A 13,944-nucleotide genomic window follows, 5' to 3' on the forward strand; every position below is an offset into this window, starting at 1 on the left:
AACTTGTCATGTTCAAAAAAGAATAATAAAAACAAAAAAATCTATGGCTTTTGATATCGAAATGATTAAAAAGGTGTACGAAAACATGCCAGCGCGAGTTGATAAAGCGCGTGAAATTGTTGGTCGTCCGCTTACTTTAACAGAGAAAATTTTATACAATCACCTTTGGGATGGAAATCCGACTAAGGCGTTTGGAAGAGGAATTGATTATGTTGACTTTGCACCAGACCGTGTTGCTTGTCAAGATGCAACAGCACAAATGGCTTTGCTGCAGTTTATGCATGCAGGTAAATCTAAAGTGGCGGTGCCTACAACAGTTCACTGTGATCACTTGATTCAGGCAAAAGTAGATGCAGCAACCGATTTGGCAAGAGCAAAAACTCAAAGCAATGAGGTTTTTGATTTCTTATCGTCAGTTTCTAATAAATACGGAATTGGTTTCTGGAAGCCAGGAGCTGGAATTATTCACCAGGTAGTGCTTGAAAATTATGCTTTCCCAGGAGGAATGATGATTGGTACCGATTCTCACACTGTAAATGCAGGTGGTTTAGGAATGGTGGCTATTGGTGTTGGTGGAGCAGATGCTGTAGATGTTATGTCTGGAATGGCATGGGAACTTAAATTTCCTAAACTAATTGGAGTAAAATTAACAGGTAAATTGTCTGGCTGGACAGCTCCAAAAGATGTTATTCTTAAAGTTGCTGGTATTCTTACTGTAAAAGGAGGTACTGGAGCAATTGTAGAATATTTTGGAGAAGGTGCGAAAGCAATGTCTTGCACGGGTAAAGGAACTATTTGTAACATGGGGGCTGAAATTGGAGCTACAACTTCAACTTTTGGCTATGATGATTCAATGAGCCGTTACCTACGTTCTACAAATAGAGCAGATGTTGCAGATGCTGCAGATAAAATCGCGTCTTATTTGACTGGAGACCCAGAAGTATATGCTAATCCGGAGCAATATTTTGATCAAGTAATTGAAATCAATTTATCTACATTAGAGCCGCACTTAAATGGTCCTTTTACGCCAGATTTGGCTACTCCGATTTCTAAAATGAAAGAAGAAGCAATCAAAAATAACTGGCCGTTACAAGTTCAGTATGGTCTGATAGGTTCTTGTACAAACTCATCGTACGAAGATATTTCTCGTGCTGCTTCTTTAGCAAAACAAGTTGCTGCTAAAAATTTAAAAACAAAAGCGAAATTTACTATTACGCCAGGTTCTGAGGTAGTGCGTTCTACAATAGAAAGAGATGGATTTATTGATACTTTTAATAAAATCAATGCAACAGTATTTGCAAATGCTTGCGGACCATGTATTGGTATGTGGGATAGAGAAGGAGCAGAGAAAGAAGAAAGAAATACTATTGTGCACTCTTTCAACCGTAACTTCTCAAAACGTGCCGATGGTAACCCGAATACTTTAGCTTTTGTAGGTTCTCCTGAATTGGTGACTGCTTTGGCTATTGCAGGTGATTTAGGGTTTAATCCATTAACTGATAAATTAATCAACGAAGACGGTGAAGAGGTGATGCTTGAAGAGCCAACAGGAGATGAACTTCCTGCTAAAGGTTTCTATGCTGAAGATCCAGGATTCCAAGCTCCAGCTGAAGATGGGTCAAATGTTCAAGTGGTTGTTAATCCAACCTCAGAACGTTTGCAATTATTGGCTCCTTTTGATGCTTGGGATGGTAAGAATATTACAGGTGCCAAATTGTTAATCAAAGCATTCGGAAAATGTACGACCGATCATATTTCTATGGCTGGCCCATGGTTGCGTTTCCGTGGACATTTAGATAATATTTCTAATAATATGTTGATTGGTGCTGTGAATGCATATAATCAAAAAACAAACTCTGTAAAAAATCAATTAACGGGGCAATATGATGCTGTTCCTGCGGTTGCTCGTGCGTACAAAGCTGCTGGAGTTCCATCTATTGTAGTTGGAGATCATAATTACGGAGAAGGTTCTTCTCGTGAGCATGCTGCTATGGAGCCTCGTTTCTTAGGAGTTAAAGCGGTATTGGTGAAATCATTTGCTCGTATTCACGAAACTAACCTTAAAAAACAAGGCCTTTTAGGATTGACGTTTGCAAACGAAGCAGATTATGACAAGATACAAGAGGATGATACAATTAACTTCTTAGATTTAACAGAATTTGCTCCTGGAAAACCATTAACTCTTGAATTTGTTCATGCTGATGGTACAAAAGATATTATTTTGGCAAATCATACTTACAACGAAGGTCAGATTGGCTGGTTTGTAGCTGGCTCTGCATTGAATTTGATTGCTGCAGGAAAAGCTTAATATTTGTATTCAATTATATCAAAAAAACGCTCTGTTTTTACAGGGCGTTTTTTTATTATTCATTAATTAATTTTAATTGAATTTGATCCCAAAGTTTTAATCCGATTTGGTTTTGTTGTTTCGAATTCATCAATTGAAATGCTATAAGTGTTTGCAGAAGGTGTTTTAGAATAATCGTTATAGGTATAGCCTCCAATTATGTATAATTTGTCTTTGTAAAAATACATGGCAGAAAACCTTAATCCCAATTCAATTTTGTATTCTTTGAGTTGTCTTGTTTTTAATTGATATGTGTACATTTTTGTGTCTTCAAAAAAGTAAACAACATCATTATGGCAGGCTATTGCAGGTCTTTCTAATTCCGAAAATAATTCGCCTTCCGTCTCCCATTTTTGAGTAATTAAATTAAAGGTTTCAATTTTGGAAAGAGGTTGGCCGTTATTTCCTCCGATAAGATATATTTTGTCATCAATTAAAATTCCTGTAGTTTCTTTTGCTGTTGGCATATTGTCCAATTCGTACCAATAGCCCGAAGTAATGTTGTATAAGTGTGTTTTGTTGGTAAAAGTTTTTTTACCGCTTTCAGTCATTTTTACAGAACCACCCATTATAATGATATTGTCTTTATAAGTAAAGGAAGCAAAATCTGTAGCTTGATGTGGATTTGTATTGTCAACTGTTATGGTTTGGCCGGCAAGGCTTAGCACTTCGATCTGATCTTGTAAATACTCAAACTTTCCATTTGCAGAAATTCTTTTCCCACCTAAAACGTAAACTGAGTTATTATATAAATGTATATTGTGGTGTGCTCTTTTAATAAACTTTACAGGTGTAATTTCCCAGTTGTCATTTGAAATATCATAAGTGCAAAAATCTCCTTTATAAAACAGAAAAGTCGAATTTCTTCTTAATTCATTTTGAAAATCTTTTAAAGTGGGATCGGGTTTTTCTGCAGCAACTTTCTTCCATGAGTCAGCTTCATTCGATCCGTTTCCGCCAATGACATAAATTTTGCCATCATTTAAAAATGACCCAAAAGAGAAGATTGGATATTTTAAAGGGTTTAATTTGTTAAAATCTAGCTTTGGTTTTAATTTAAGCTGATAATTGGCAGTAATCTTCAATTCAGATAAATCTTCTACTTCATTAGTCATAAAAATCCTGAAATTTGATTTTTTTAAGTCTTTCAGATTGATTTTTATAGTGGTAAATCCAATATGAGTGAATTCTAAAATTTCATCATCTTTAAATTGGGAAAGCAGCTTTAAAGAGAATTTTCCGTTGCGATCTGTTGTGGTTCCCACTTTGCTTGATAGTGCGAAGACATTAATATTGTCAATAGGAAGGCTGTCTTTTTTTGAGATTACTTCGCCATTTATATTCTGCGAAATAGAAAAGAAAGGAATAAAGACTAAAAACAAGAGTATTGTTTCTGTCATTTCTTTTGATTTTAGCATAAAAAAACTTTTAAAATTGCCTCAAATGTAAAAGACTGCATTTCAAAAAGTTGGCTCAATTTCTGTGCCGAGGCTGTTAATTTGAGGTAAAATAATTGTTAAAAATACAGGTTTTTTTACTTTAAAAAGTTAAATTCGCTTTTTAGGCAATATATTTGTCTTTTTGGAGTTGAGATTAATGTATAATATAAAAAAAGTGTAAAAACTTTAATAATAGAGTATGGTGTATCGGTTAATAATAGTATTGTTTTTTTTCAGTGTTGGAGCCTTTGCGCAGGATAATTTTATTAAGCACAAAATTTCACAAGGAGATAACCTTTCTGTTATTGCTAAGAAATATGGCGTAAAAGTAAAAGATATTGCAGATGCAAATCCGAATGCTCCTAAAATATTAAAACTAAATTCAATTCTTTTAATTCCAAACAAGAATAAAAATACTCCAAAGACAAAAACAAAAAATGTTGAAGTTGCGGCAAATGATACTCCTTCTATTCCTGCTTCTGGCACTCATGAAGTAGCTGCCAAAGAAACACTTTGGGGGATTTCTAAAAAATATAATGTTTCTGTTGAAGATTTAAAGAAAGCAAATCCATCTCTGGAGATCGAAGGCTTAAAAATAGGTCAGCAAATAAACATTCCTTCAAATAACGTCGCGTCAAATATTAATTCGCCAAATGATGCTCCAGTTAATTCAGAAGTAGTTTCAACAGATGTAGAGCTTATAAGAGAAGTTAAGTCTAAAGAAACAAAATATGGTATTTCTAAAGAATACGGTATTTCAGTTGCAGAGCTAGAACGTCAGAATCCGTCAATTAAAGGAAAAGTGCCTGTCGGATATTTGTTGAAAATTCGTGTTCCAAAAGAAAAAGCAGATGCGATTCAGGCTGCAAAAGCTTTACAAGAAACGAATGTACAGACAGATGCTTCATCTAGTCAAATAGCAGAAACAGCGCCAGAAATCAAAAAAGATTCTACGTTTGTAAGAACAGGAAATTATTCTGAATTAATTGATCGGCTTATAGCAAGCGCAACTGAGAATATAGGTATTAGATATAGATCAGGCGGGACAACAAAAGCAGGTTTTGACTGCTCAGGATTAATGTTTTGTACTTTTGGCAATTTTGATATTAAACTGCCGAGAAGCTCAATAGAACAATCTCGAATAGGAACAAAAGTAGCTTCGGAGGAGGCTCAAAAAGGCGATTTAATTTTCTTTAGAACTAATGGCAGACGCCATATCAATCATGTAGGTATGGTTGTTGAAAATGTTGATGGGGAGATTAAATTTGTACATTCATCTACTCATGGCGGTGTGATGATTTCTTCTACAAAAGAGCCATATTATACAAGAAGTTTCTCCCAAGTAAACCGTGTTTTGAATTAAACCGAAAGAAAGGCATTTTTTAAAATCTCTAATCTAAAAGGTTTATTCCAGAAATCAGTTACGTACTTGTTTTCTTTAATTTTTTTGATTTCGTCACTATCTAAAGTCGAAGAAAGCACAAAAATTTCGGTTTTTTCTTTTACCTCTTCTGGAAGCCTGTCAAATTCTTCTAGAAATTCAAAACCATTCATAATAGGCATTTGAATATCTAAGAGAATAATAAATGGGTTTTGATTCTGATGTTTTAGAATCCAGTTCATGCCTTCTTTTCCGTTGTTTGCAATATAAACAGGATTGATATCTAGCCCTTTTTTCAGCAGCTTTTTAGTGACAAATTGATCGATCAGATTGTCCTCTATAATTATAAATTGAGATCTATACGGCATACGAATTTGGTATTGTTACTATAAATTTACTTCCAACATTATTCTCTGAAAAAACAGAAATATCGCCTCTAATATTTTCAACGGCTTCTTTCACAATGTATAAGCCTAATCCGGAACCTTTATTTTTGTTTGTTCCAAAATACATGTCAAAAATTTTCGATTTGTAATCATCATGAATTCCGATTCCATTATCTGTCACTTCAATTTTATTTAAACCTTCACTAAAATAAGTTTTTATTGTAATAAACATTTCTGGCTTATTGCAATCTGCATACTTAATAGCATTAGAAAGCAGATTGTTGATGATAATTTTTAAACGAAGCCCATCGCTCTCAATGTGATCCACCAAAAGCTCTTGCGTGAATTTAATTCTGTTTGCATTTTCAATATGCATTAATTGCAGAATTGCTTCATTGCATAACTCTTTTAGGCTTACAGGCTCCATGATTATTTGTTTTCTTTTGTTTTTCGAGTAATCAATAATGTCACTGATAAACTGATCTTGCCTTGCAAGGCTTTGATGCATCATTTGCAAATAATTTCGAACCTGTTGCACATCATCTTCTAGTGCTGTTATTTCGATAAGGCCTTTTAGTGAAGTAATCGGAGATCTCAAATCGTGTGATGCACTATAGACAAATCGGTCCAATTCGCGATTTACAATTACGAGATTTTCATTTTTTACTTCAGTCTCTTTTTTTGAAACCAATAATCTTTTGACCATTATAGAATAATAAAGACAAACACTGCAGACTATAACCAGAATGAAAAATATATTTGTAATAATTAGCAAATCCTTTATTTTTCGAGTTCCCTCTCCCAATGTGTTTGAAAAATTACGCTCATTAATTGTTAATCGATCGCTTATCGAACTTATTTTTTTTAAATATTTTTTCTGATCCTCAGCAGTTAATATATTATGTTCGATTTTGGCATTGATCTGCTGGCCAATACCAAATAATTCAAAAATCAGCTGATCTCCTTGTCCCCATTCATTTATGGCTTTAGATAAAAAGCTTACATTCTTAAAGTTTTCAAATAGCCATACAATATCGTCTAAATCATGTTCGTTATTTCGTCCGGTTAAAAAACCTTTTCTTGCGATTTCATTATCTCCAACTTTCAAGAGTGTAACCCTTGCAATACCATCTCCCTGAGGCACCTTTAATTCTTCAAGGTACAATTTCCATTGTGCGGGGTTTTTGGTAAATAAATAGGTGATTAAATGTCTAGAAGCATCTTTTTGTCCTTTTGAATAATGCGATTCTCCATTTACATATGCTCTATTAGCTGATAAGATTTTGATTGTGAAAAAATTGATGCAGATTAATAATGCGCACGAAATGAAAACCACTAAAATAAGAATGAAAACATTTGGGAAACGAAAATTTTTTAAAGCTTGCAATTTAGACATAATCTTAAAATTAGTAGGTTAATAAAACGTGTCTTTTTGCGTGTTTGCAAGTATGAATAAATAATTGTTGAGGAAAATTCAGTTCATATTTTAGTTAAACACTTGTTAATGTATTTTGCTGTTTATAAATGCTATTAAAATGATTCTCTCAAATATAGTAAAATTTATCTTATGGTTTTCGTAAAAAATATACTGCAATGGTAAAATGTTTATATCTCTATTTTTGTTGTATAAGTGTTTGTTGTTTAGGTAATTGGTTGTTTTTGTAAGTGTTTTAACCCATTTTTAAAACTGTGTAATTGATTTTTAAGAAGAAAAAAGAAATAAGAAGCGCGTCAAATAAAAATTAACAGGTCTTATTTTTGTTTAAGATTTTATTGCTGGTTTTGTTGAGTCAATCGATTAAAATTTCGCATAAATAATCAGTCTTCTAAAGGCATAAATAGAAGGCACAACAGGAAAATACGCATCTATTCTTTTTTTGAATTCGGCTGTTAATGCTGCAAATTCATCTTCTCCTAATCTTTCTTGATAGACGGTCAATGCAGAACCTGAAATGAAATCAAAAAAGTGATCTTTTTTATTAGAAATTATAGGGTAAACTTTTTCATAAAGGATTAAATCTTTACCGCCATTTTCAAAGAGTATTTTAGCGTATTCATCTAAAGTTAATACTGGCGAAGGGCGTATCCAACTGTTAAGGTAAGATGCAAAAGGCTCTTCTTGCACCAACAGAAAAAGTATTTTATTAAGGATGTTTTCATTCTGTTGCGGCATTTGAACAGCCAGCTGTCCATCTGGATTTATTCGGGAAATAATTTTCGGGAAAACCTCCTTATGATTATCAATCCATTGCAATGCAGCATTTGAAAAAATTAAATCAAATTTGGTTTCATCTTCAATCTGTTCTAAAATTGTTTTTTCTTTAAATTGAAGATTTTCTTGGAATGGAGCTTTTGCCAGCATCTCAGCAGAATTGTCAATACCAATAACAAACGGATTAGTAAGTTTTTGAGATAATTTTTGCGTAAGCTCCCCTGTTCCGCAGCCAAGATCTATAACTTTTAGATTAGGTTTGTCAATTATATGACTTGTAAGATCATCAAACGGTTTAGAACGTTCTTCTTTAAATTCGTTGTATTTTTTTGGATCCCAAGTCATAATGTTGTTTTTATTTAAAGTTAGGGAAAATTTTCTTTAATACTTTGTATAAATAATAGAAAGATAGAGTGAAAAGCCGATCCGAAGAGATACTCCAAAAAGATTTTTCATAAAGATTAAGAGTAAATCATGATAAAATTTGGCCATTTTTAAGAATTTATAGAATTTATAATTTGAAGATTAAGATTTCCAAAAAAAGTATATCTTTAGCCAACCTAAACCAATAAAAATGCAAGAAAACGACCAAGAACATTTTAAAAGAGAACTCGGACTCTTAGATGGAACCATGCTTGTGGTTGGCTCTATGATCGGATCCGGGATATTTATTGTGAGCGCCGATATAGCCAGACAAGTTGGCTCGGCAGGATGGCTTACATTGATCTGGCTTTTGTCTGGATTTATTACTGTTGTCGCAGCAGTTAGTTACGGCGAATTGAGTGCGATGTTTCCGAAAGCAGGAGGGCAATACGTTTACCTAAAAGAAGCTTATAATAAGCTGATTGCCTTTTTGTATGGCTGGAGCTTTTTTGCAGTTATTCAAACTGGAACCATTGCAGCAGTAGGGGTAGCCTTTTCTAAATTTGCAGCTTATTTGTATGAACCGTTAAGTGATGAAAATATTCTGTACGAGCTAGGCGCTTTTAAACTAAATGCAGCTCAACTAGTTTCAATTTTAACCATTATCATTCTAACTTTTATTAATAGTCGTGGAGTAAAAAATGGAAAAATTTTGCAAACGGTTTTAACTATAATTAAAATTTTATCATTATTAGGCTTAGTTGTTTTTGGATTAACGCTTGCTGCGAAAGCCTCAATTTGGGATGCAAACTGGGCAGACGGATGGAGCACAAAGACATTTGACAAAGAAAGCGGCTCTTGGCTGCCAATTAGCGGCACTGCTTTGATTTCTGGAATTTCAGCGGCAATGGTAGGATCATTATTTTCTAGTGATGCCTGGAACGGCGTGACTTTTATCGCGGGCGAAATTAAAAATCCGAAACGAAATGTAGGTTTGAGTCTGTTTCTAGGAACCTTTATTGTGACGTCTCTTTATGTTGTAACAAACCTTATGTATTTGGCTGTAGTGCCGTTTGATGAAATTGCAACAGCAAAATTTGACCGTGTCGCAGTTGTGGCCTCAGATTATATTTTTGGAAATATCGGAGCGCTGATTATTGCCATTATGATTATGATCTCAACTTTTGCCTGCAACAACGGATTAATTATGGCTGGCGCCAGAGTATATTATACTATGGCAAAAGACGGTTTATTTTTCAAAAAAGCAGCTGTTTTAAATAGTTCGAGCGTTCCTGCTTGGGCGCTTTGGGCGCAATGTATCTGGGCTTCAGCTTTGTGTCTGACAGGGAAATATGGCGATTTATTGGATTTTGTAATTATCATTGTATTGATTTTTTACATCCTGACCATCTACGGAATTTTTATTCTAAGAAAAAAAATGCCAGATGCAGAAAGACCATATAAAGCATTTGGATATCCATTTTTGCCAATGTTATATATTGTGGTTGCATCGGCGATTTGTATTTCGTTATTAATTACAAAATTTTCAACTTGTGGCTGGGGAGTATTAATTATGCTAACTGGAATTCCAGTGTATTATTTAACAAAACCAGCTGAATAATAATTTTTGCTTCAATTGAAACAAAATAAAAAAGCATCTTGATTTCTCAAGATGCTTTTTTATTTTAAGTCTAATTAGATAAATCATTGGTAATTCTTTCCTCGGTAGGTCTCAGATAAAGAAGATAAGCAGTGAGAAGTATTCCGAATAGGATAAATTCGGGTTTTATGAATAGTATCAAAAAGGCAGCGCCTTCTAGAACTGCCCATCGCATAATAGAAGCAGCTTGGTAAACAGGCAATTTGTCTTCAAGTTTTAGTTTCGGGTCAATCTGTTTTAATTGGGCTTTAAATAATATACTGCTCAAAACAAAGGCAAGAACAGGAATAACAAGATATAATATTGAATTCGAATCAATAGCAGGAATGTTTAGTGTTTCTAATGAAATATCTCCTACAATGAAATACGCGATAATTGTTCCTGCACAAATGCCAAGATGGATGATTTGTAAAGTTTTGATTTTTTCATTCATAATTTGGTTTAGATTTGAGGTTGATTTATGCAAGTTAACGCTAATTATTTTTAAATAAACAAATTAAGATCTTGATTTTAGTAAATGATATAGTTGCAAACAAAAAAAGACACTAAAATTAGTGTCTTTTAAATGTAAATAATCGTTGCAAACGCTTGTTATAATGTAACAGGTTCATCAACAGATTTTATAGTTGAATTAATAATAGACAAAGTAAGCGGATCTTTTTCTCCAGAAAAGAAAGCCTCCAGAATTTCCTCAAAGATCGGATTTGCATTTTCTACCAAAGAAAACAAAGTCATGCAAGAACGCAATTTTCGAGCATCTAAGTCTCCAAAAATTCCATCAGCCGATTTCATTTTAAAGGTTAATAATAATTCTGAGATTTCAATTAAATGCTTTCCTAAAATTGGATGCTCCAAATAATCTGAAGCTTCTTTTAAATCATTAATGGCATAAAGATTTGCAGTATCGCTTTTTCCTAAACCTTTTATTTGCGGAAAAATGAACCACATCCAGTGTGTTTCTTTTTTCCCTTTGCTGATTTCAGAAAGAGCGGTAAGATAAAGTTTGTTCTGTGCGTCTAAGAAACGCGCTAAATCATTGTTCGAATAAGCCATTACGGTATTGTATTTTAAAAAAGGTTGCAAAAATAGTAAAAAAGATAGGTTTTGCCTAATAAAACGTTCATACACTGCATGTTTTAACTTTTTAAAGAAGGAATATCCTACTTCGTTTTGGCTAAAAAATGCTACTTTTTAAGAATTCAATTCTATAAAAATCAAAGATTTCGATTGGTTCTTCTAAAGGTAAGATTGATCCTTGGCAAAACATCACGAGCTGTTTTTGGAACTTGATGCTGCCAATAGCTATTAGTGGTTCCTGCCATTAATAAAAAAGAACCGTGATGCAATGGAATCTCAATTGTTGGAATTTCTTTTCTATATTTATGACGGAGTTTAAACATTCGCGTCTCTCCAAAAGTAACCGAAGCAATAATGGGATTTGGCCCCGTATTATGTTCCTTGTCGCTATGCCAACCTACTCCATCATTTCCATCACGATATAAATTGAGCAAAACAGTATTAAAATCTAGCTGTGTTTCTTTTTCAACACGGCCTCTAATCTTTAATAATTCATAAGTCCAATCTGGGCCTTTTGGGTCTGCTCCAACATTATCTTTGTCTTCGTACCAGGCAATCATTCTAGGAACGGTATAGGTCTTATCGTAAATTTCCATTTGATGTTCTCTCCATTTGGTCTTGCGAAGTATTCTTTCATAAAAAACGTCAGACTCTTCTTTGGTGAAGAAATTATCAATTAAAATTAATTCAGAATCTGGAATGTCAAATATTTTTTTTCCTCCCAAACCTGTGGTAAACAATTCGGTATCGCTAAATAGTGTCATTTTCCAATTATATTTTATCAATTTCAATCCACACAGGAGCGTGATCGCTGGTTTTTTCCCAGCCTCGCACATGACGGTCAACGCCGCCAGCATTCAATTTTTTTGCTATTTGCGGACTTAATAAAAAGTGATCAATTCGCAAACCCGCATCGCGCTGATACGCATTTCTGAAATAATCCCAAAACGTATAAATTTTCTCATCTGGATATAATTTGCGTATGGCATCTGTCCATCCTTGCGAAACAATAGTTGCAAAAGCTTCTCGTACTTCAATTCTAAAGAGCGCATCATTTACCCATTTTTCAGGTTTGTAAACGTCCAGTTCTGTTGGCATTACGTTATAATCGCCAATCAATATTACAGGCACTTTCAAGTTCAATAAAGTTTCGGCACGATGCGCTAGACGATTAAACCATTTCAATTTGTATTCAAATTTTGGTCCTGGATACGGATTTCCATTTGGAAGATAAAGGCACATGACAATTCCGTTAATTAAAGCTTCGATGTAACGGCTCTGGACATCTTCTTCATCGCCTGGCAATGCGCGTGTTATTTCTTCAATTTCCATATTTCGGGCAAGAATAGCAACGCCGTTCCATTGTTTTTGTCCGTGCCAGACGGCATTGTAACCAGCATCATTTATTGCTTTAAGCGGAAATTTATCTTGCGGTGCTTTTAATTCCTGTAAACATACAATATCTGGAGTGGCTTCTTCAAGCCAGCGTAATAAAACATTTAATCTCCCATTGACTCCGTTTACGTTATAAGTGGCTATTTTCATAGTAGATTTTCAATTAGTTATAATCTTAAATTTACAGCTTTTCGGAATTTTATTTTGTAAAGTGTTTGTTAAAGAACACTTTACGAGGGTATTTTTCAGCGTAAGCAAAAATTAACTGGTCAATATATTGATTGCTTTTGTAAGGCGTCACGTAACTTTTTACTTCGTCAGAATCGTTGATTGCCACATCTTTTGAAATATATCCCATTCCGTAGAAACGGCCATTTTCGATCCAGATACAGCTTCGTTCATCTGAAGATCTTCCTTTGTCGATAATGGCAAAACTCGGTCTGTTATTCAATAAAAATTCAATTGCATTATCCACTTGCTCGTTGTGAAGTACAGGATCTGGCAGTTCTTTTATTTCTGGCGTATAAAAAAACTCGCCTTCTTCTGGTCTAGAATATTTGCAAAAACGATGGTCAATTTGAAATTGTTCTGCCAAACTTCTCAATAAATGAATTCCAGTATGCTGATTATTAAATTCATGAATACAAGTTTGAAATTTACTCAGTTTTCCTATTGCCAGATATTTATAACCATTTCGAGCTTCATATTGGTAAATGCCAAATTTGGCTTCAAAACGTTTTAAAGCTCTATTATAAGTTGGCCAAAGTTTTTTGATTTCGGTACATTCCAAAAGAAGCGCCATGAGTTCAGTGGCACAGACTTCAAAAGAAATTCCATGAATATCTCGTAAAAAATGCTGTCTTTGAGGTTTGATATTATTTCCTGTAAAATGTGAAGTAACACGTTTTTTCAGATTAACCGCCTTTCCAACATAAATTACTTTTTTCGCCTGATTATAAAAATAATATACTCCAGGTTTATCAGGCAAACTATTAAAATCTTCTTGGGGTAAATTTGGAGGCAAACGCTGATCTTGTGCTGTTTTCTTAATCATTTTCTCGATTTCTCCAGCATCATCCCATTCCAATAAAAGAGAAAACAATAAGGCAGTAGCATCAGCATCTCCGCCAGCACGGTGTCGGTTTTCTAAATTGATATTTAAAGAATTGCAAAGATTTCCTAAACTGTAAGAACCCAATCCTGGTTTGATTTTTCTGGCTGCGCGAACAGTGCATAGTTTTTTTGCAGACCATTTAAAACCAGCTTGTTCCAGTTGATGATGAACAAATGAATAGTCGAAATTAACATTGTGCGCTACAAAAATCCGATCAGTAAGCATTTCGAGAACTTTTTCTGAAATATCATCAAAGATTGGTGCATTGGCAACCATTTCGTTATTAATACCTGTCAATCCAAAAATAGAAGGAGGAATGTCCTGTTCAGGATTTACAAGGGTTTCGTAACGATCCAATACATTTTTACCATCATGAATAATGATCGCAATTTCTGTAATGCGGCTGCCACTGGCATTTCCGCCTGTGGTTTCAATATCGACTATAGCATATTCCTGATTCTTCATTTGTATATAACGTAAAATGTTCTATTTCTGTTGTTTAGTTTTTAATCTTGCAAAGTCGCAGAGACGCAAAGTTTTTATTTAAAAAAAAACTTAAAAAGAAAAACT

General features: G+C 34.0%; 12 protein-coding genes. 3 read left to right on the top strand and 9 right to left on the bottom strand.

Going from position 1 to position 13,944, the window contains the following annotated elements; translation table 11 throughout:
- Positions 1–43: 43 nt before the first annotated feature.
- Complete coding sequence (locus GR162_RS04905; RefSeq protein ID WP_119789465.1) at positions 44–2,308, top strand: aconitate hydratase; 2,265 nt, start codon at positions 44–46, stop codon at positions 2,306–2,308.
- A 62-nt stretch (positions 2,309–2,370) separates the two neighbouring features.
- Here GR162_RS04905 and GR162_RS04910 read toward each other — a convergent pair whose 3' ends face one another.
- Positions 2,371–3,747, bottom strand: a complete 1,377-nt coding sequence (locus tag GR162_RS04910; RefSeq protein WP_237421285.1) for a carboxypeptidase-like regulatory domain-containing protein — start codon at positions 3,745–3,747, stop codon at positions 2,371–2,373.
- 238 nt (positions 3,748–3,985) lie between these two features.
- On the opposite strand from GR162_RS04910, the gene GR162_RS04915 reads away from it, so the two are divergent.
- Positions 3,986–5,149 carry a peptidoglycan endopeptidase gene (locus GR162_RS04915; protein WP_160781187.1) on the top strand — a complete coding sequence of 388 codons (1,164 nt, stop codon included), beginning with the start codon at positions 3,986–3,988 and terminating at the stop codon, positions 5,147–5,149.
- On the opposite strand, the gene GR162_RS04920 is transcribed toward GR162_RS04915, so the two are convergent.
- The 3 genes from GR162_RS04920 to GR162_RS04930 all read right to left on the bottom strand — a co-directional run bounded on the left by GR162_RS04920 (position 5,146) and on the right by GR162_RS04930 (position 8,110).
- Positions 5,146–5,535, bottom strand: coding sequence for a response regulator (locus GR162_RS04920; protein WP_160781188.1), 390 nt, complete (start codon positions 5,533–5,535; stop codon positions 5,146–5,148). The genes GR162_RS04915 and GR162_RS04920 overlap by 4 nt on opposite strands.
- Complete coding sequence (locus GR162_RS04925; RefSeq protein ID WP_160781189.1) at positions 5,525–6,949, bottom strand: HAMP domain-containing sensor histidine kinase; 1,425 nt, start codon at positions 6,947–6,949, stop codon at positions 5,525–5,527. The genes GR162_RS04920 and GR162_RS04925 overlap by 11 nt, the downstream gene beginning before the upstream one ends.
- Positions 6,950–7,351: 402 nt before the next feature.
- Positions 7,352–8,110, bottom strand: a complete 759-nt coding sequence (locus GR162_RS04930) for a methyltransferase domain-containing protein (protein ID WP_160781190.1) — start codon at positions 8,108–8,110, stop codon at positions 7,352–7,354.
- A 229-nt stretch (positions 8,111–8,339) separates the two neighbouring features.
- On the opposite strand from GR162_RS04930, the gene GR162_RS04935 reads away from it, so the two are divergent.
- Positions 8,340–9,749, top strand: coding sequence for an APC family permease (locus tag GR162_RS04935; RefSeq protein WP_160781191.1), 1,410 nt, complete (start codon positions 8,340–8,342; stop codon positions 9,747–9,749).
- A 70-nt stretch (positions 9,750–9,819) separates the two neighbouring features.
- Here GR162_RS04935 and GR162_RS04940 read toward each other — a convergent pair whose 3' ends face one another.
- The 5 genes from GR162_RS04940 to GR162_RS04960 all read right to left on the bottom strand — a co-directional run bounded on the left by GR162_RS04940 (position 9,820) and on the right by GR162_RS04960 (position 13,839).
- On the bottom strand, positions 9,820–10,221 hold the full coding sequence (locus GR162_RS04940; RefSeq protein WP_160781192.1) for an MFS transporter: 402 nt from the start codon (positions 10,219–10,221) through the stop codon (positions 9,820–9,822).
- 158 nt (positions 10,222–10,379) lie between these two features.
- Entirely contained in the window at positions 10,380–10,841 is a 462-nt protein-coding gene (locus GR162_RS04945) for a DUF1810 domain-containing protein (protein WP_160781193.1), read from the bottom strand.
- A gap of 161 nt (positions 10,842–11,002) precedes the next feature.
- Entirely contained in the window at positions 11,003–11,629 is a 627-nt protein-coding gene (locus tag GR162_RS04950; protein WP_160781194.1) for an alpha-ketoglutarate-dependent dioxygenase AlkB, read from the bottom strand.
- A 7-nt stretch (positions 11,630–11,636) separates the two neighbouring features.
- A complete protein-coding gene (xth, locus tag GR162_RS04955; protein ID WP_160781195.1) occupies positions 11,637–12,410 on the bottom strand; it encodes an exodeoxyribonuclease III in 774 nt (257 codons plus the stop codon).
- Positions 12,411–12,459: 49 nt separating this feature from the next.
- Positions 12,460–13,839, bottom strand: coding sequence for an exonuclease domain-containing protein (locus tag GR162_RS04960; protein ID WP_160781196.1), 1,380 nt, complete (start codon positions 13,837–13,839; stop codon positions 12,460–12,462).
- Positions 13,840–13,944: the final 105 nt, after the last annotated feature.

The sequence above is a fragment of the Flavobacterium sp. HBTb2-11-1 genome (assembly GCF_009826975.1).
In the GTDB taxonomy this organism is placed as follows: domain Bacteria; phylum Bacteroidota; class Bacteroidia; order Flavobacteriales; family Flavobacteriaceae; genus Flavobacterium.